General features: G+C 63.3%; 16 protein-coding genes and 6 pseudogenes. 20 read left to right on the plus strand and 2 right to left on the minus strand.

Annotated features, from left to right (window positions below; genetic code table 11):
* Nucleotides 1–5: 5 nt before the first annotated feature.
* Both IPF76_RS13625 and IPF76_RS13630 read left to right on the plus strand, forming a co-directional pair.
* Nucleotides 6–1,357 (plus strand): annotated as a pseudogene (locus IPF76_RS13625) (heavy metal translocating P-type ATPase); the annotation flags it as partial.
* A 171-nt stretch (nucleotides 1,358–1,528) separates the two neighbouring features.
* Complete coding sequence (locus tag IPF76_RS13630) at nucleotides 1,529–1,888, plus strand: copper-binding protein (RefSeq protein ID WP_054588499.1); 360 nt, start codon at nucleotides 1,529–1,531, stop codon at nucleotides 1,886–1,888.
* A gap of 222 nt (nucleotides 1,889–2,110) precedes the next feature.
* Here the strand turns inward: IPF76_RS13630 and IPF76_RS20875 are convergent, their stop codons facing one another.
* On the minus strand, nucleotides 2,111–2,443 hold the full coding sequence (locus tag IPF76_RS20875) for an AlpA family phage regulatory protein (protein ID WP_366499695.1): 333 nt from the start codon (nucleotides 2,441–2,443) through the stop codon (nucleotides 2,111–2,113).
* On the minus strand, nucleotides 2,382–2,864 hold the full coding sequence (locus tag IPF76_RS13640; RefSeq protein ID WP_054588500.1) for a helix-turn-helix transcriptional regulator: 483 nt from the start codon (nucleotides 2,862–2,864) through the stop codon (nucleotides 2,382–2,384). Before IPF76_RS13640 ends, IPF76_RS20875 begins: the two co-directional genes overlap by 62 nt.
* Before the next feature lie 360 nt (nucleotides 2,865–3,224).
* Between IPF76_RS13640 and IPF76_RS13645 the strand changes: the two genes are divergently transcribed.
* The 18 genes and pseudogenes from IPF76_RS13645 (at nucleotide 3,225) to IPF76_RS13730 (ending at nucleotide 18,432) form a co-directional block, all read left to right on the plus strand.
* On the plus strand, nucleotides 3,225–3,551 hold the full coding sequence (locus tag IPF76_RS13645; RefSeq protein ID WP_034953512.1) for a TrbC/VirB2 family protein: 327 nt from the start codon (nucleotides 3,225–3,227) through the stop codon (nucleotides 3,549–3,551).
* Nucleotides 3,552–3,576: 25 nt separating this feature from the next.
* Nucleotides 3,577–3,864, plus strand: a complete 288-nt coding sequence (gene traL, locus IPF76_RS13650) for a type IV conjugative transfer system protein TraL (RefSeq protein WP_054588501.1) — start codon at nucleotides 3,577–3,579, stop codon at nucleotides 3,862–3,864.
* A 12-nt stretch (nucleotides 3,865–3,876) separates the two neighbouring features.
* Nucleotides 3,877–4,446 carry a type IV conjugative transfer system protein TraE gene (locus IPF76_RS13655; RefSeq protein WP_054588502.1) on the plus strand — a complete coding sequence of 190 codons (570 nt, stop codon included), beginning with the start codon at nucleotides 3,877–3,879 and terminating at the stop codon, nucleotides 4,444–4,446.
* Entirely contained in the window at nucleotides 4,443–5,198 is a 756-nt protein-coding gene (locus tag IPF76_RS13660; RefSeq protein WP_054588503.1) for a type-F conjugative transfer system secretin TraK, read from the plus strand. The genes IPF76_RS13655 and IPF76_RS13660 overlap by 4 nt, the downstream gene beginning before the upstream one ends.
* A complete protein-coding gene (locus IPF76_RS13665) occupies nucleotides 5,198–6,484 on the plus strand; it encodes a TraB/VirB10 family protein (protein ID WP_293845020.1) in 1,287 nt (428 codons plus the stop codon). The genes IPF76_RS13660 and IPF76_RS13665 overlap by 1 nt, the downstream gene beginning before the upstream one ends.
* A complete protein-coding gene (locus tag IPF76_RS13670; RefSeq protein ID WP_054588505.1) occupies nucleotides 6,481–7,350 on the plus strand; it encodes a DsbC family protein in 870 nt (289 codons plus the stop codon). The genes IPF76_RS13665 and IPF76_RS13670 overlap by 4 nt, the downstream gene beginning before the upstream one ends.
* Nucleotides 7,347–7,928, plus strand: a complete 582-nt coding sequence (locus IPF76_RS13675; protein ID WP_173585659.1) for a hypothetical protein — start codon at nucleotides 7,347–7,349, stop codon at nucleotides 7,926–7,928. The genes IPF76_RS13670 and IPF76_RS13675 overlap by 4 nt, the downstream gene beginning before the upstream one ends.
* Nucleotides 7,925–10,475 (plus strand): annotated as a pseudogene (gene traC, locus IPF76_RS13680) (type IV secretion system protein TraC). Before IPF76_RS13675 ends, traC begins: the two are co-directional and overlap by 4 nt.
* The gene (locus tag IPF76_RS13685; protein ID WP_034953502.1) at nucleotides 10,475–10,879 is read left to right on the plus strand and encodes a hypothetical protein; all 405 of its coding nucleotides are present in this window, start codon (nucleotides 10,475–10,477) and stop codon (nucleotides 10,877–10,879) included. The pseudogene traC and the gene IPF76_RS13685 overlap by 1 nt, the downstream one beginning before the upstream one ends.
* Complete coding sequence (locus IPF76_RS13690) at nucleotides 10,872–11,267, plus strand: TrbI F-type domain-containing protein (protein ID WP_054588508.1); 396 nt, start codon at nucleotides 10,872–10,874, stop codon at nucleotides 11,265–11,267. Before IPF76_RS13685 ends, IPF76_RS13690 begins: the two co-directional genes overlap by 8 nt.
* Nucleotides 11,264–11,768, plus strand: a pseudogene (locus IPF76_RS13695) (S26 family signal peptidase). The gene IPF76_RS13690 and the pseudogene IPF76_RS13695 overlap by 4 nt, the downstream one beginning before the upstream one ends.
* Nucleotides 11,768–12,400 carry a type-F conjugative transfer system protein TraW gene (traW, locus tag IPF76_RS13700; protein ID WP_054588510.1) on the plus strand — a complete coding sequence of 211 codons (633 nt, stop codon included), beginning with the start codon at nucleotides 11,768–11,770 and terminating at the stop codon, nucleotides 12,398–12,400. Before IPF76_RS13695 ends, traW begins: the two are co-directional and overlap by 1 nt.
* Entirely contained in the window at nucleotides 12,397–13,410 is a 1,014-nt protein-coding gene (gene traU / locus IPF76_RS13705; protein WP_054588511.1) for a conjugal transfer pilus assembly protein TraU, read from the plus strand. The genes traW and traU overlap by 4 nt, the downstream gene beginning before the upstream one ends.
* Before the next feature lie 153 nt (nucleotides 13,411–13,563).
* Entirely contained in the window at nucleotides 13,564–14,160 is a 597-nt protein-coding gene (trbC, locus tag IPF76_RS13710; protein WP_293845026.1) for a type-F conjugative transfer system pilin assembly protein TrbC, read from the plus strand.
* Nucleotides 14,157–15,865: pseudogene (locus IPF76_RS13715) on the plus strand (conjugal transfer protein TraN); the annotation flags it as partial. The gene trbC and the pseudogene IPF76_RS13715, both read left to right, overlap by 4 nt.
* Nucleotides 15,866–16,670: pseudogene (locus IPF76_RS13720) on the plus strand (conjugal transfer protein TraF); the annotation flags it as partial. It lies immediately after the preceding pseudogene.
* A gap of 81 nt (nucleotides 16,671–16,751) precedes the next feature.
* A pseudogene (locus tag IPF76_RS13725) lies at nucleotides 16,752–18,083 on the plus strand (conjugal transfer protein TraH).
* A gap of 10 nt (nucleotides 18,084–18,093) precedes the next feature.
* A complete protein-coding gene (locus IPF76_RS13730) occupies nucleotides 18,094–18,432 on the plus strand; it encodes a conjugal transfer protein TraG N-terminal domain-containing protein (protein WP_293845029.1) in 339 nt (112 codons plus the stop codon).
* Nucleotides 18,433–18,595 lie beyond the last annotated feature (163 nt).

Here is an 18,595-nt window from a genome sequence, read left to right on the forward strand (position 1 = left end):
ACTATGAAGGCCCGGTTTACACCTGCCCGATGCACCCCCAGGTTCGCCAACCCAAAATGGGTTCGTGTCCGCTTTGCGGCATGGGGCTCGAACAGATCGGCCGCTATGGTCGAAGAGGGCCCCAACCCCGAACTCGTCGACTTTACCAGAAGGTTCTGGATCGGCGCGGTGCTCACTCCCACTGCTGGTGCTCACAATGGGGCCATTTCTGGGCTGGCCAGGAGTGCGCGACATTCTGGGCGAGCGCGCCACCTTGTGGACCGAATTCGTCTTGGGAACCCCTGTTGTTCTGTGGTGCGGATGGCCGTTTCTTGAACGGGGTTGGAACTCGTTCAGGACTTGGAACCTCAACATGTTCTCGCTCATCGCGATGGGCGTCAGCGCGGCTTGGATATTCAGTGTTGCAGCGATTGTTGCTCCCGATATTTTTCCCGACGGCTTTCGCGATGCCGAAGGCCACGTGGGTGTCTATTTCGAAGCGGCAGCGGTCATCGTAACTCTGGTCCTGCTAGGCCAGGTGATGGAGCTGCGTGCCCGTGAAGGCACCGGCAAAGCCATTCGTGCGCTGCTCGATCTCGCTGCTAAGACAGCCCGTGTGATCAGGGACAATGGCACCGAGGATGAAATCCCGCTCGAAGAGGTCGTTGTCGGCGACAGGATCAGAGTGAGACCGGGCGACAAAGTCCCGGTCGATGGCGTGGTTCTCAAGGGGCGCTCATCAATCGATGAAAGCATGATTACCGGCGAGCCCGTTCCGGTGGAGAAAGTCGAAGGGGACGGCGTCACAGGTGCAACAATCAATGGTACGGGCAGTCTCGTGATCGAGGCTAAGCGCGTCGGCTCCGATACGATGCTTGCACAGATCGTCGATATGGTCGCCGCCGCTCAGCGCTCGCGCGCACCAATTCAGAAATACGCCGATAAGGTCGCTGGACTGTTCGTTCCGGCAGTCATTGCGATTGCCAACCTCGCCTTCATCGCTTGGGCTGTCTGGGGACCGCAGCCTGCCTTGGCCTACGCGCTGGTAGCAGCTGTTGCCGTTCTGATCATTGCCTGCCCGTGCGCTCTTGGTCTTGCAACACCGATGTCGATCATGACTGCAACCGGCCGAGGCGCTCAGGTCGGAGTGCTCATCAAGAACGCCGAAGCGCTCGAGCGCTTCGAAACCATCGACACGCTGATTGTCGACAAGACCGGCACGCTCACCGAAGGAAAGCCCAGACTGGTTGCTGTCACCGCCGAGCCAGGGTTTGAACAAACGGAGCTGTTGCGCTTGGCGGCCTCGCTCGAACGCGGGTCCGAGCATCCGCTTGCAGAAGCGATCGTCCGCGGAGCCGAAGAGCGCGGTCTCGAGCTTGCAAGCGCGGAGGATTTCGAAGCGATTAGCCGCGCCGATGGTCGGCGGCATGATCACCGCCCCGCTGTTGTCGATGTTCGCTATTCCCCCCGCATACCTCTTGATGCGGCGCCCCCGGCCCCAGCGGTCACCACAATCTGAAGGAGAAACTGAATCCGTACCTCAACCCTTATGATGCTGCTTGCTGCGCCCCTGGCCCTCGCTGCTTGCGATAGCGCGCAGGAAACAGAGACCATGGAAGACATGCCGATGGACGGGATGGCGATGGAAGGACACGACATGTCGGCGATGGATGCGGTTGATGGCGCAAAAACGGCCAGCGCTGTAGGAACCGTCACCGCCATCGATGCCGAGGCAGGCACCATCACCGTCGATCATGAACCCGTTGCAGAACTGGGCTGGCCGCAGATGGTCATGGCATTTGATGCCAGCGAGGAAGTGCGCGGCGACATCTCGGTTGGCGATGCGATCAAATTCACGGTCGAGGCGACCGATGAAGGCAACACGATCACCGCGATCACGAAGCAGTAAGCCTGCGAAACTTTTCGCACAAGAAAGCGTCACCCTTGGCCGACCAACCACGGCTCGGCCAAGGGTGCTTGTTTGGGATAGATTGTCGCAATTCCGATCGAAATAAGATCCGTATCGCGGCTCGATATGGCAATCGCACATGTTGCCTGATTTTTGTGAAACCGGAATTATCCGGATAATGTGCGCGTTATACGAGGCTAAACTTAGCCATGGCTTGATGCGTCAGCTCGATAGAGGAGCAAGCCCAGTCCAGACGCTTTCAAGACCTTTTGATACGAGCGATCCAGTCGTTGACTTGGACTCCACCCAGACGGTGCAGCGAGACCCGAGCGACCTCGATTGCGGAAACCGCCCTTCCCTCATTCTCTGGTAGATAGCTGTGCGCCTGAGGCCTACGCGCTCCATGACTTCAGGAAGGCGCAACAGCCGCTCTGATGGCTCCGCAACATAGTCAACGGCGTTCGCCGGACCGCCCGAGAGTGGAGTTTCCGGTTTAGTCATCGACGCTCCCGTTGACGTTTTCGATATAGAGTGCGTCTCTTCGTTCGAGATCATCAATGTGATCGGAGAGGAGGCGTGCGAGCCTTTGCGCTGTTCCCTTCGCCCAGCGTGGCCGCACTTCCTGCAGCCTTGAGCCGAGTTCGCAGGTCAAGGCGACGGGTAGTCCGGTAAAGAATGCGCCGAGGAAGTCGCCGACCTCGGTATCGATCCACTGGATCGCCTGGTCCGCGTCGGTCAGTATGAAAAGCGCAAGCGACAGCTTCGGATCGACCCCGCAGGCGTTCAATATGTGCGATGCTTCAGCAAGTGAGGCTGCCCGTTCGCCGGTCAGGATGCGGCGGAGCGCATCCTTATGGATTGATGTTTGACGGGCAATCTCGATGCGAGTCTTGCCGCTGTTCGAGACAGTGGCAGCCAGTAAGCTGGCGAGACCTTCATGCAGTTGTTTGCCTGCGGACTTGTCGGGACTGACCAATGGACCTTCCTAAGGATTGCTCAACTAAAGAGTCGCGCTAACCGAGCAGGAAGACTGTAGGAAAGTGAAAAGAACAAAGATAGAACTTATAGGATGAGGCGGATCGTCGCCGAATCTTGATTCGCGCAGAAGCCGGTCGTCAAAGCGCAATACCCGTCACCCGCGGCGCATATCTCGGTCATCGAGATGCAGGACCACGACCTGAGAGCGCAATTCGCAGCCGATCGCGGAAAATTGTCGCTTTTCGCCTGGTCATTGATCGGCCCAGTCACGATCGGAGTTTCCTACACCCTCCCTTTGGATCGAGGAAAGAACATACAGCGAACGCATCGCTGCCAATGTTTGAAACGGAGTTCCTCGATGACCAAAGCAAGCACCCTTCCGCAACACCACAAGAACAGCGTTCGCGCCCGCGACTACTTTCTTCCCGCTGCCATAGCTCTTGCCTGCGCCAGCGCAGCCTATGCCGGCGCGGATACGACCTTCGACCCTGCGCTGCAGAAATTTACCGACTTCCTCGAAGGCTCAGGCGGCAAGATCATCACCGTCCTCAGCCTTGCCGGCGGCCTTATCGCGCTTGCTTCAGGCCGTTTCGCGCTCGGACAGGTCGCAGTGCCAGTGGGCGTCGGCATCGGTGTCGGCACCGGCGTTCCGATCGTCACTTCGGTCGTGACCGCGACCATCTGATCGCAGGTCTCGACGGGAGGGCGGCATGGCCGACACGTACCTTGTTCCACGGCGGCTCGACGATCCGGAGCTAATCGGCTTCTGGACAATCGACGAGTTCGCGGGACTGCTCGTCCCGTTCGCCTGGGGCATTCTCGCGCAGCACATCATCATCGGCACTGGCCTATCGGTCATAACCTGGTTCGCCTTGCGGAAGGCGAAAGCTTCAGGCGCAGGCTCGAAACTGGTGCACGCTGCCTACTGGTACCTTCCGGGGAGTTTTCTCGGGCTGAAAGCCACGCCGCCCTCCCATTGCCGCCTGCTCGCAGGCTGAGGGAGGACATCGATGAAACACGAATTCGCCTACGAGGAAGCGCAGCGCCATCTGAAGCAGCGCAATCGCTTTGCGGCGCTTGCCGGATTGCTCGGTCTCACCACCGTGCTCGCAGTCGGCGCGGCAGCGACGCGCGACGACACGCTCGTGCTCGTGCCGATCACGTCAGAACGGGTCGCGCTCAGCAGCGGCGGTATCGAAGCGCAGTATCTGGAACTCGTTACGCGCGACACCGCGCTGATGCTCCTCAACCGCGCGCCCGAAAGCCTCGACTACTGGATGGGGCAGATCCTGGAGGTCGCCGATCCGGCAGCGCGCGGACAGCTCAAGGCCGAACTGGTCAAGATCGTCGACGAGCAGCGGGGCTCGGACATCAGCCAGGCCTTCGTCATCGCCTCGATGCGCGTCGATACCGAGGCGCTGACCTCTACTGTGACCGGCACGCTCAAGACCTTCGTCGGAGCGCAGGTCATCGCGAGCCAGGAGCGCAGCTTCGAATTCACCTGGAACCGCCGCGGTCTCAGCCTCGGCCTCTCGGGTTTCCGTCAGCTTCCCAACGCCAACGAGGAGGAAGACCTATGAGTCTCCTTGCCCGACCCTTCCCGACCGCATTGACCAGCGTCGCGCTTGCTGCCCTGACCTGCGCTTTTGCTGCGCCAGCCCAGGCGGACCAGTTCGTCGAAGCCGCCGACGGCGCGACCATCGACTGCGTGCTGGCGCGCGGTGCGCTCACTCGCATCGCGCTCGTCGAAGACGGCTTTGCCAATGTCTCCAAGATGGCGAGCGGCTTTCCCTACAACGATTTCGAAGTGACGCACGAGCCGGTGCGCGGCGACATCTATGTCTCGGTGCCGCTCCAATATGCGAGCGCCCGAGTCAGCTTCTTCGCCACCAGCAGCGCGGGCCATGTCTACAAGTTCGCCTGCCGGGTCGAGGGTGAGGACGCGAGCCAGCTCTTCGTCACCAATCCGGCGCTCGCCAAGTCCGAGGCCGCCGACTGGGAAGAAGGCTCACCGAGCCGCGACGACGCCACACTTCGCCTGATCGAGGCAATGGCGAATGACGCGGTGCTGCCCGGGTTTCGCGCAAGGGCTGCGCTTTCGCGACCGCGCCGGACGGGCAGCCTCGAGGTCCAGCAAGTCGCCGAATATGAAGGCGCCGAGCTGACCGGCCAGGCCTTCACCCTGCGCAACCTTGGTTCCGAACCCATCGATCTTTCCAGCGAGCGCGAAGCGCCTGCGGGTGCACTTGCCTTTGCCTATGGCCGCGATGCGCTTGCTCCCGGCGAGACGGCGCAAGCCTTCCTTGTCTTCGCCAAGGGAGGGCTCGAGTGATGGCCGACAATACTTCCCCGACATCCAGGAAGCTCCACGCCAAAGATCAAGGCGGGGCAAAGCGATCGAATCTCCATTCTGGGATAGCGCAGCGCCAGAAGCTGCTGCTCGGCGGGATTGGTGCGGCCGCCCTGATCGCCGGATCGATGTTCATCTTCGGCGGCGACGATGCCCAGACCGGCGAAGAGGGAGGTGCAACCACCATCGACACCGGCGGCCTCGTCAATCGCAACCTGTCGCAGCGCGAGTTCGTTGCCACCTATGGCAACCGTCTCGACGCGCAGGGCAAGGCGATCAAGGACCTCCAGGAAAGCCAGCTTCCCAAGAGCGCGATCGAGCAGGAGCTCGAAACGCTGCGCGGCGAGAACGCGCGGATGCTGAGCGATGGACAGGCCGCGATCGATGCGATCTCGGCGGAGAATGCGGCGCTGCGCAGCGAGCTCGAAACCGTCCGGGCCAATCCTCCCGCCACACCGGTTGCTCCTGCCGACCCGCGCCAGGGAGGCGGTTCGCCAGCTGCGCTCGATCCCACAGCGTTGGCCGAGCCCAAAGCCAGCTTGCTGAGTTTCGATGGCGAGAAAGCAAAGGCTTCACCTGCGAGATCGAGCGATGGCTCGCCGCCGCTGCTGCTCGAGGCGAGCCGCGACTACCTGCCGCCTAACAGCTATGCACCCGCGACAGTTATCGTCGGCGTCGACGCATCGACCGGTGTTACCAGCCAGAGCGATCCCTTGCCCGTGGTGCTGCGCATCACAGGACCAGCCCGCTCGGTGCTCAAGGGCAATCGCCTGCTCACAACCGATCTCACCGGCTGTCTCGTCAACGGTGCGGCGCGCGGCGATCTCTCGGCCGAGAAGGTCTACGTGAAGCTTGTGCGCATGACCTGCGCGCAGCCGGGCGGTCGCTACGCGGTCAGCGAGGTGAAAGGGTTTATCGCTTTTGCTGGAAAGTCCGGCGTGCGCGGACGCGTTGTCAGCCGCGAAGGCAGCCTTGTCAGCCAGGCGCTGCTCGCCGGGATCGTCGGCGGCTTCGGACGCGGTTTCTCGGCCAACGCCAACGGCGTCTTTGCAGGGCGTGTCGGCGAAGACGGCGCGCGCCAGGCACTGTCCCCCACCGACATCCTTGCAGGCGGCTTCGGGCAGGGCGCGGGCGAAGCGGCCGACACGGTCAGCAAATATCTCATCGAACGCGCAGAACAATACCAACCCGTCGTCGAGATGCCGACCGGCATCGCAGTCGAGATCGTCTTCCTCGACGGCGTCCATGTCAGGAGCACTTCCCAATGAATTTCAATGAATTCCGGCCGGGTCTGAAGGCCCGCGTCGCCCACCTCTCGCTTGCCGCGGCCAGCGCAGCGGCGCTGCTTACCAGCGGAGTTGCGGTGGTTACCGCCATGCCGGCTCAGGCCGCTATTGCGCGCGATGTCGCACAGGCATTGAAGCTGCGCCTGCCCAAAACGCCGATCGACGCGCTCGACTGCACGACGTTCGCGCCGTGGTGCGAGGTCGTCTCGGGCGAGAGCCTGTTCTATATCGACGAAGCCGCCCGCTATCTCTTCGTCGGGCGTCTCTACGACCTCGAAGAACGCCGCGATGTGACGGCAGCGCGGCTGCTCGAGCTCAATCCGGACCTGCTCGCTGCCGGAGCGGCACGGGCGGCAGGCCGTGCGGAAACGCATTCTCCGGAAGCGCGAACCGCGCCCGCCAAGACCATGGTGGACCTTTCAGGCCTGCCCAAGGATGGCGCGGTCCTCTGGGGCAACCGCAGGGGTCCACGGCTCGTTGTTTTCTCCGATTTCCAGTGCGGCTACTGCCAGCGGCTGACGGGCGAGCTCGAAGCGGCCGCCGTGCTGGTCGAAGAACGCCCGATCTCGATCTTCGGTGCATCGAGCCGCCGCATGTCTGAAGGCGTGCTCTGCGCCAAAGACAAGGCAAAGGCGCTCCATGCTGCTTATGCCGGACGCGCGCCTTCGGCCCCGGCCAATTGCGACGTCGGCGAGGCGCTCGATACCAACGAAGCCTTCGCGCGTGCCAATGGCTTTGCCGGAACCCCGGTGATTGTGCGCGCAAGCGACGGCGCGGTCCTCCACGGCTACCGCGATGCGGCAACGCTGCGGAAGTTCGCGAATGCCAAGCCGGGAGGCCGCAAATGAGCGCGCGGCTCATGAAACTCGGCACGCTGGCAAGCCTTGCTTTGACAATCGGCGGCTGCACAACGCTCGGCGGCAATGTCAAAGGCGATTTCGCCTGCCGCGCTCCGACAAGCAGCTGTGCGCCCACCTCCGCGATTGATGAGCAGGCAACGAATGCGATGCAACCGCAGGGCGCGAACGCACCTTCTTTGTCACCAGCGAATGGTCGCACTTTGCGTGTCGTCCTCGCGGCCTGGCGCGACGCAAACGGCCGCGAGCACGAAGCGCGCGTTGTGCACGTGCCGCTTACAGAGAAGCCTGTATCGGACTGGCGCGCCCCACTTTCGACCGGCGATGTCCTGCGCGCGCTCGGCCGCGCCAGTCAGAACCCGGCCACCGCTACCGACACCGGCGACGTAGAAGGCGCCGCCACCGTTCCCTCTTCCCTCCCCCAGCAGCTTCCGGACCTCCTGGTTATCCCCTCCCAGGGCGCGCCGGAGCTGCCCGGCGCTTCGGCGCCGGACCAAGGGGCACCTGGCCGTTCCCCCTCCCCCGGCCGGGTGCCCCACCCTGTTTCGCCTGAAGGAGAGACGCGATGAACCTTTCGCTTGCGTCCGCGCGCGATGCGCTGCTTTCCGGGCTATTCGGCGAAGCCAAGCGCGCCGACCATCCGCAGGCGCATTTCTCGCTCGACATGTTGTCAGACTGGCTGCCCTACCGCGTCTTCGACGAAGGATCCGGCCTCTATCGCAACGCGCATTCGAAGGGCTTCGTGCTCGAAGTCACCCCGCTGATCGGGGCGGACGAGCGCACCGGCGAGATCCTTGGCCAGTTCTTTTCCGAGAGCCTGCCGCAGGGGGCCTGCCTCCAAGTCCTGAACTTTGCGTCGCCCAGGATCGGGGCGATCGTGGCCCCGTGGTTTGGACCGCGCTACGAGCAGGGCGGCATCTACGAAGCCATCGCAAAAGCGCGTACAAACCGGCTCTACGATCTTGTGTGGCAATCGGGCTCGGCGCATGCACCGTTCCACGCGCGCCATGTACGCCTGATTGTCTCGCTAGGTGTCCCGGTTCCGGGCCATGTCACCGACGCAGAGCTAACCGAATGCAGCAACGGGCTCATGGGAATGCTCAATTCTCTAGGGCTCGCGTCGAACGCGCTCGAGCCGGCGGGCCTGCTCGAACTCGTCGATGAACTGACCTCGCCAACAACGGCGCGAGAACCGGAACGCACGCACTGGAATCGCGAGGACACGCTCGACGTTCAGGCCATCCGGCGCGACATCGAACTCGAGGTCGAGGACGACCGGCTGATCCTGCGCACCGAACGCTTCCGCGAGACGGGGCGCACCCGCGATGGCATTCCGAAGATGGGAGAATGCTATCCCGACCGCTTCGATGTGCGCCATTACGGCGTGCGATCGACCCCCGAACGCTGGGCGCCGTGGGAAGTGCGCACGCCTCATCGGCGACATGTTCACCGACAAGCTGCGCTTCCCTTGCCCTGCCGCCACCATGCTGTGCCTGCACTATCCCGACCAGGAAACGGCATCTGCGCGCGCGGGCTACAAGTTCATGCGCACCACCAGTCTTTCCGAGACCAAGAGCGCGCGTTTCCTGCCCAGGCTCTCCGAGCAGTCGGCGGAGTGGAAACACGTCCAGGCCGAACTCCAGGCAGGCAAGAAGCTGGTCAAGCTCTTCTACGGCCTCACCACCATTTCGCCGCTCGGCGATGGCGATGCGCATGAGCGCACGGTCAAGGCGATCTACAAGGCGGCCGGATGGGATCTTGCCGACGAGCGTTTTCTGCAATTGCAGGGTCTCGTCGCCGCCTTCCCCCTGAGCCTTGCCGACGGGCTCGTCCACGACATGGCGCGTCTCAAGCGCTTCCGGACGATGCTTTCGACAACGGCGGCGAACATCGCACCGATGCAGGGCGAGTATCTCGGGGGCGAGATACCGCACCTGCTGCTGCTTGGACGGCGCGGCCAGCCCTTCTTCTGGTCTCCCTTCGAGAACACAGCAGGCAACCACAACATCGCGATCTGCGGGAAGTCGGGCTCGGGCAAATCGGTGCTGCTGCAGGAGCTGTGCACTGCCTTGCGCGGTGCCGGCGCCAAGGTCGTCGTGATCGATGACGGGCGCAGCTTCGAGCACTCGGTCAAATTGCAGGGCGGCCGCTTTGTCGAGTTCACACTCGCCTCGGGCTTCTCGTTGAACCCCTTCTCGATGGTCGACGATGCCCGCGCGCATGAAGACGAGGACTACCGGCTCGATTGCTTTGCGATGATCAAGGCGATCGTGGGCCAGATGGCCCGGCCGAGCGCGGCACCCTCCGACACCGAACGCGGCCTCATCGACCGCGCGGTGACGCAGGTCTGGGAAGCGCTCGGCAGCGGCGGGGCGATCGACGATGTCGCGCACGCACTGCACTCAAGCGAGAACGAGGCGGGCAAGGATTTGGCGACCGCGATCGCGCCCTTCTGCCGCGGTGGCAGCTATGCCGGGTTCTTCTCCGGCAAAGCGAGTTTCGCGCTCGAGGACGATTTTACCGTGTTCGAGATGAGCGACCTTGCGAGCCGCGAGGAACTCAGAAGCGTCGTCCTTTCGGCGATCATGTTCATGACCGGCCAGGCGATGACGCGCAGCTCGCGCGCGACCAAGAAACTGCTGCTGATCGATGAGGCCTGGGCGATGCTCAAGGGCGGGTCGATGGGCGAGTTCGTCGAGACCTACGCCCGCACTGCACGCAAATATGGCGGCGCGCTTGCGACCGCCACCCAGTCCCTCAACGACTACTACAAGTCCGATGGCGCGCGCGCCGCACTCGAAAACAGCGACTGGATGCTGGTGCTCCAGCAAAAGCCCGAGACCATTGCCGATTTCCGCAAAGAAGCGCGGCTCGACATGGACGACCGGACCGAGACGCTGATCCGCAGCCTCAAGCGGTCGGGCACCGAATACAGCGAGATCTATCTGAAAGGTCCGGAGATGGAGGCCGTCGGACGGCTCGTGCTCGATCCGCTCTCGGCAACCATCTTCTCCTCCGATCCCGACACCTATGCCGAGATCCACCGCCATGTCGAAAGCGGGATGCCACTGGAGCGCGCGGTCGCGCTGGTCGCAGGTGTGGAAGGAGCTGCATAATGACGCTCGAAACCACCACGCTCGTAGACCGCGTCCCGCTCCCGACACCAATGACGGCAAGGCCTGATCGTCAACCCATCGACTGGCTGGAGCTGTTTCAGGGCACCTGTCTCGTTCTGATCGAAACTACAGGCTTCGCAGTTACCACGCTTCTTCTGGTCCTCGGCCTGCCGCTGTTCGTGTTTTTGGCTGTAGCAGGCTGGGACCTGGGATTGCTTTTCGCTCAGCTCGGCAACCTCGCCGACCATTACCACACCGCCGAACCGATCGCGCGCCGCTTCTTTGCGCAGGACCTCCAGATCGCATTCCTCATTGCCGCCGGAGGCCTTGCCTTGCTGCGCATGCCCGCCTTCCTGCGCCGTCTCGATCGCCGCCTCAATGAAGGAGACCCTGCCCATGTCTGATCAGGTCCACACTTCGCATTCGCTCGCTCTCAAACTGGTAGCCACCGCAGCCCTGGTTGCGGCGCTGCTCTGGGGCGCCTGGGTGACGCGCGAGATCGCCAGCTCTCCTGAGCAGCGCATCGTCACCGTCCGCCTTGCCGAAACGATCGGAACTTTTGTCGAAGAGGCTGCGCGCGCCGATGCCGATCCGGCGGCCGTCCAGGCCGCAAGCCTTGCCTACCTCCAGGCTGCGGAAAACGCGGTTGGCGAGATGGGGAACGATGGCCGCGTGGTGCTGATGGCCGAAGCGGTACTTGCCGGGGCCGCCGAGGACGCCACTCCCGAACTCGAACGCCGCATCGCCGAGAAGCTCGAACGCAAGCCACTCGAAGGTGGAGAGCAGCCATGAGACTGCCGCTCCGCCTGCGTCGCCCCTTGCTCCTGTCCGGCCTCGTCCTGCTGCCTTTTGCATGGGCACCGCTCGATGCTTTCAGCAAGGACCACGCCTTCCTCATCAATGCCAGCCCGAGCCTCCCCAACTGGGCGTTCTGGCTCGATCGTGACGCGCCCATCGCGCGCGGCAGCCTGATCTTCTTCGAACCGCCGCAAAGCGAGCTCGTCGACACACATTTCGGTCAAGCACCGCAAATGTTCGGCAAGCGCGTGCTTGGCATGCCCGGCGATGTGGTGCGCCACGAGGACGATGGAGTGTTCATCAATGGCAAGAAGGTCGCGACGCGGCGAGGTCACTCGCCTTGGCATTCCGCTCACGCGCGGTCCCGAAGGCGCGATACCGGACAATTGCTACTACACCGGAACGGGCCATCCGCGCGGGCTCGACAGCCGCTACGCAGAGATCGGCTTCGTCTGCCGCGGGCAAATCCTCGGCAGCGGGAGGGCGATCCTGTGATGCGTTCCCTCCTTCCGCTCGGCGCACTTCTACTCGCTGCACTCCCGGCCAGCCTGCAAGCGCGCGACTACGGCCAGCGCGGCGCGGTCTTCCCTGTCATCGAGCGCGACCTCTTGGAACAGATCCATTCGCGCCTCACCGCAATGGAAAAGTCGGGCGAGACTGCCCGTCTCAACCAGGAATTGAAGCGACGCACCATCGCGCGGGTCAACCGGCCTGACCCAGTCGGCGGCCTGATCCGCGCGAGCGAAAATCGCAGCTGGCCGTTCGATCCGACGATCACGCTTGCCGCCGATATCCGCGGCGCCAAAGGCGAGCTGATCCATGCTGCCGGAACGCGGGTCAATCCGCTCGACAGCGTCAAGCTGCGTTCCGACCTCCTGTTCCTCGACGGCGATGATCCGGCGCAGATCCGTTGGGCGCTGAGGCAGGACGCCAATGCCAAGCTGATTCTCGTGAAAGGCGCGCCGCTCGAGCTAATGAAGGCACGCCAGCGCCGCTTCTATTTCGACCAGGGCGGCAAGCTCACACAAAAGTTTGGCATTAAGGCCGTCCCCGCGCGGGTGCGCCAAAGCGGGCGAATGCTCGAGATAAGCGAAATCGCGCTGCCGCCCCGAAAGGCCCAGCCATGAGCAGCATCCGCGCCTTCCTGATCCTCGTTACAGCGGCATTGTCGCTCGCTCTTTCCTCACCGGCCTCGGCCGATGCCGGTCCGGGCAAATGCACCGGGCAGTTCGTCAATCCGATCACCGACATCTGCTGGTCGTGCCTGTTCCCGATATCTGTCGGCGGGCTCGAGATCTGGCCGAGCAATCGTCCCGATCCGGACAATCCCGACCTGCCCGTGTGTCTGTGCGGGCTCCGGCCCGGCATCGCGATGGGGTTCTGGGAGCCGGTGCGGCTTGCCGATGTCAGCATGAAGCCGTGGTGCTTCGTGAACCTCGGCGGGATGAAGCTTGATCCCGGCTTCGACATCGGCTTTCGCTCGATCTCGGGTCCTTCGGCGGTGGGCGGAGCAAGCCAGTATTATTCGAGCTGGCACGTCCACTGGTATGCCTATCCGCTGATCTATTGGATGGAGATCGTCGCCGATTTCCTGTGCCTTGAGCCCGGCTCGATCGACATCCTCTACATCTCCGAGATCGATCCGCTGTGGCAGGACAGCGAGCTCACCGCGATCATCAACCCCGAAGCGGTGCTCTTCGCCAACCCGCTGGCACTGGCCGCCTGCGCTGCGGATTGCGCGGCATCGACCGCCAACCTGCCACTCGACGAGATGTTCTGGTGCGCGGGTTGCCAGGGTTCGATGTACCCCATGAACGGCAATGTTTCGGCCTCGATCGGCCACGTCCAGGCCTCGCGGCTCGTGCTCTCGCGCTTCGCCTACAAGCTTCACCGCGAACTCGTCTCGTGGGGGACGATGGGATCGAAGGGCCTGTGCGGCAAGTACCTGATGCCGGTGATGCGCAAGCAGCAATACCGATTCCAGGCCACCAACCCCAACCCCGCGACCAAGGGCCGCTTCGCCTGCCCGCCCATCGGTGCTTCCACCACCTTCCAGTCCCCCGGACAGGTCATCCCCGCCATCGGCGAAGACATGGGATACCTCGTCTGGCGCAAGAGGAATTGCTGCGCATTATGAGAAACGCCTTCCCCCTGTCGTCGTTATCAGCCTGGCGACCGCCGCCGCTTTGCCGCCGCTTCGGCGCAGGAGAGTTCGCCCGAGCTCGATCTTGCCGAGATCCGCGCACGCGCCAGTGAGCATACTGCCGATGCCGAAGCGCTCGCCACATCGGTGAGGACGAAAGCCGATGCGCTGGCAGAAGACGCGCGCGCAGCACAGCAAACGGCCCACGCGAACCGCGCTGCCTATGCAGAAACGGCAGAGACGACTCCCGACACCGGCCCGCTCGATCTCGATGGCATGATCCGCGCCCAGGCCGATGCGGAAGTGGCGGCGATGGGCGAGACGCCCCGGTTCATTGCCTTTGCCTCGCTGGGAATGCCGGAACGTTCGCTCAAGGCGCTGGTTCGCGATGTCTCGAGAGCGGGCGGCGTCACCGTGCTGCGCGGATTTCCGCAAGGCGACAGCGTGCGCTTCAAGAATCGCAGCGCTGCCATCTGGAACGATGGCAGCGAAGCCGGTGCGCGCGGGATAGACCCGCGCCTCTTCCGCGCCTTCGATATCGAGGTCGCTCCGAGCTTCGTGATGATCGCGAGCGATTTTGCCCCCTGCGACGGGTTCGACTGCAGCGACATCCTGCCGCCGCACGACCGCATCGCAGGCAATATCAGCGTTGCCGAAGTGCTCGACACCTTCGCTTCGGGAGGCGGTCCGGGCGCGCAGCTCGCAGGCATGCATCTCCGCCGCCTCGAAGGAGAGCGGCCATGAAGTTCACACACTCCCTTCGCTTGGCATTGCTCGCCCTTCTCGCCGTCGCCGCGCCCCTTTCCGCGCAGCAGCAGGATGCGCGGGCGGACGGAAAGGCCTTTGGCGAAAGCCTGCGCGGCGAAGCGCAGGCAGCCGCCAGATCGCAGCCCGACCCATCCACCCTCCCCAACTACGACCGCAATGCCGTGCGCGACCTCGAGACGCTCGCCGACGATCCCGACCGGATCGAGAGCAATGCGGCGTCAGCGGCCACCGGACACCAAGGCTATCGCGCCATGCGCGACAGCATCGCCAACCGTGCACGCTTCGACCCGCAGGACATTGAAAACGTGATCGCGCGAAGTCTCGCGATCAACGAGACGCCGCTCGACTATACCAGCGGCATGGACATCTCCGGCGGCCAGGGCTCCTGCGTCCCGCTGCCGCCCGGCTCTGGCTCGGCGGGGACCTACACCGCGACCTGCAACACCGGCACGCGGATCGACCAGTCGGCGGGCCAATGCGCGGTGCCGCTCGTCGCCAACGTGACTCAGCGCCAGCAATGGCATTACCTCTGCAACGACACCGGCATCTACCAAGGTCTTCCGTGGTGCTCGGCCTTCGATGGCGGCTCGTGCCGCATCACCGGCTATCGCCCCGGTCTCTGCCTCCAGTGGTGGGACAACGGGTTCAACCGATTCTGCTCCGAGCCGGGCGATCCCGTCGCCGAGATTTCCTGCGATGCGCCCGATGCGCGCTTCACGCCCTATGCTGTGACCACCGACAGCACGGTCGATACCATTCCCGACGAGAGCCAGTGCACGGGCTTTGCAGACAATGGCGATTGCACGCTCGATGCAGAGATCTGCACCGATGCCGACCCGCAGACCCGCATGATCGATGGCGTCTCGGTCACCCGGCCGTGCTGGGAATGGCAGCGCAGCTACACGTGCACGTCGCGCGAAGCGGCAACCGACTGCTCGGATATCGAGAGCCAGGGAGCCTGTCGGTTTGTCCGCGACGAATGTCTCACCGAAGAAACGCCTTGCGAGACCTGGGAGCGCATTTACGAATGCCCGCTGCCCGATACCGACAACACCACGCAATATGTGTGCGATGGCGATGTCTATTGCATCGACGGCAGCTGCGAGACGATCGAGCGCACGGCCAATGACGAGTTCAAACATGCGGTCACCGCGCTCCATGCGATGGACGAAGCGCGCGGGCAGTTCGATCCCAATACGCTGACGCTGTTCCGCGGCACCCGAAACACCTGCTCATCCAAGGTCTTCGGCGTGCTCAATTGCTGCAAGGGCAAGGGTTTCCCGCTCATTCCGGGGATCAGCCTGCTGGTCGCGCTCGGCTGCGACCGCGAGGAAGTGCTGCTCCACCAGCGCGATGCGCAGGGGCTGTGCGCCTATGTCGGGACCTATTGTTCGAAGAAGTTCCTTGGCGTCTGCCTGACCAAGAAGAAGGCTTATTGCTGCTTTGAGAGCAAGCTCTCGCGCATCCTCCAGGAACAGGGCCGCAAGCAGCTCCCCAAACCGTGGGACAAGCCCAAGGAAGAGCAGTGCGAGGGCTTCACCCTCGACGAGTTCGCGCAGCTCGATCTTTCCCGGATGGATTTCAGCCCGAAGTCTACGCCGAGTTCTGAAGCCGCGCGGTCTTTGACGAACCGGAACCAGCATCCTCAATCCAGCAAGTTGACGACTACTACACGCAAGGCATGACCCATCTCTATCGCATGGCGGCGCTGGCCCTGGGCATGACTGCTCTTCCCGTGACCTCAGCCTACAGCCAGGATCGGCAAGCCACCTCGTCAACCAACTCGGCCGATACGCTCTACTGCGAAGAGCGCAAGCTCGGCTATTGGTTCTACTGCGTGAAGCCCGTTCCCCAAGAAGAGCCGCAACAACCCGAAGCCGAACCGGTCCCGGCCAGCCAAGAACTCGACGCGATCACGTCCGAGCTGCGCGAGTTGAAGGCGCGAGCGATCCTCTATCCGACCGAGGCGAATGTCGCGGCCTATATTCGTTTCCAGCGCGCGCAGCTCGACCGCGCCTCTCTCTTCTCCGACGTCTGGCAACGCGCGATCTGGCAGGACCCCGAACTCGATTACACGCTCGAGCGGCCCGTCGGAGCGGTCGCGAAGAAGCAGTGGCAGGATGCCCGCAGCGCCGAACGGGACAGTCATGGCGACGCTCTCCGGCGCCACGGCCATCCTATTTTTTCAGCGCCACCCCTGGCCCATGCGTAGTGTAAGCCCCATCGTCAAGGGAGTCGCCGACCGCTGGCGCATCACTGTGCGCGCCATCTCGACCGACGGCGGGCCTTCGCGCCATTTCCCGGACTACAAGGTCGAGACCAACCAGCGCGCCAGACTCGGTCTTGAAGGCAAGGCCACTCCGGCGCCAGCGCTGGACGGCGTGATTCAAGCGACCGATCCCGTTCTGGTTATGGCGCGCCTCGGCCGACGAGCTCCAGAACCGCATCTACCTCACTCACCCTCGAAGGAAGCCGGACATGACTTCCGAAAATTCGCAATAAACGCGCTGACCCTCGCCGCTGCCAGCCTGGTCGCATCACCGGTCGCCGCCAACGTCGGCGACAGCATGGACAGGTTCATGGATGATATGGGCGCGGCGGCCAATGTCACCGGCCCGACCGCCTTCGAGGGCCAATCGGCGGGCTATTACAGCCTCGGCAATGTCTGGACGCGCTTCCCGCAAAAGACGACGAACATCGCCAATCTCCAGCTGCCCCGCGCCCGCGCGGGTTGTGGCGGTATCGACATCTTCGCGGGCTCCTTCTCCTTCATCAATGCGAGCGAGATGGTCGCGCTCGTAGGGCGAACAACGCGGTTGGTTCGCCTTCATCACAGATCGATACCGTTTGCCCCGAGTGCAACAAGATCATGCAGGAGTTTTCGCAGAAGGCGCAGCTCATGAATAATCTCTCGATCAACTCCTGCGAAATGGCGCAGGGTCTGGTCGGCGGCCTGTGGCCCAAGGGCGATCTCGCCGACAAGGCGATCTGCGAAGCGATCGGCAATTCCGAAGGCATCTTCACCGATTATGCCGCAGCGAAGCATGGCTGCGGCACGCGGGGGCAGCGCGCCTCGACCAATGAAGGCGCTGGCACTGACTATGCCGACGTCAATCCTGGCGTGCCGCGCAACTACACCTGGCACGTCCTGAAAAAGAGCGCCTTTTTCAATCCCGGCGGCACTTTCGACCGCGAGCTTGCCGAATACGCCATGACGCTTATCGGCACGGTGATCTATGTGCCGCCCAAGGACGATGAGCCAGGCAAGTTCGTGCCTTTCGCAGGCGATGCGTCCTCGACGCTCGTGAGCGCGCTGCTCGACGGGACGCAGGGCCAGACGGTGCGCGTGTTTCGCTGCGACGAACCCGATCTCTGCCTCAATCCGACATTCGAGCAGATGAGCCTTTCCAATGCCAAGGCAATCCGCCCCCGCGTGCGCTCCCCCATCGGCAACATGGTCGATGCAATCCGCACCGACACCTCAATCGGCAATGCTGAGAAGGAACTGCTGCAGGTGGCCTCGGTCCCCTTGTACAAGATTCTCACGGTGCAGGCCGCCTATGGTCGCGGCATGCCGACCGACGACCGCGACACGCTCGCCGAAATCGCCAGCATCGATCTGCTCTATGCGATCTGACCGGATTGTGTTGAAGCCGGGCGCTCGATAGCAAGCTTCATCGCCGCCGACGAAGCAAAGCTCGCGATATGGCGCGGCCAGGTCACCGGTGCGTTCGGGCCTCGTCCAGCAGGCGACCGGACAGGCCAAGGTCTCGGCGATCATGCAAATCATCGAGAAGACTGCGATGATCGAGAACGCGCTTGCCGCCTCGATGTCACCCTCGATGTCCGCCGCGCTCGACTGGTCGCGCGGGCTCCAGTCGCGCTCGATCATTCCTTGAGGCGAGCACCATGGTCGAGATCTTCACCACCGGCGGCGGCGAATACATCGTCAATGTCCTGAACGCGGTCGCCGCATGGACGGAATGCAGGCGGATACAAGAGCCTGATCCAGGTTGCCCTTGTCATGCGGGGTTCGCGCTCGCGGTGATCGTGGTGGCGTTCAAGCAGAACTGGCGCGCATGGCTCAATTGGTTCCTCGGCGCGACGCTGATCTGCATGTGCCTGATGGTGCCGCGGATGGATGTGCAGGTCACCGACCGGTCGTCCCGAGCCTCGCTCCGGCGACCGTTGCCAATGTCGCTCGGGCTCGCGCTGATGGCAAGCCCAGCCAGGCGGGGGACTATTTGACGCGTTCGGCCGAGACGGTGTTCGGGCTTCCTGATGATCTCAACTATTCGAAGAACGGGATGATATACGGCGCGCGGCTGCTCGAGCGACGCGGTCCCTGCCGATCCCGAATTCGCCGCCAATTTCGACGAGCATGTCCGCCAATGCGTGTTCTACGACCGCT

The sequence above is a fragment of the Sphingopyxis sp. genome (assembly GCF_016704835.1).
Taxonomy (GTDB): Bacteria; Pseudomonadota; Alphaproteobacteria; order Sphingomonadales; family Sphingomonadaceae; genus Sphingopyxis.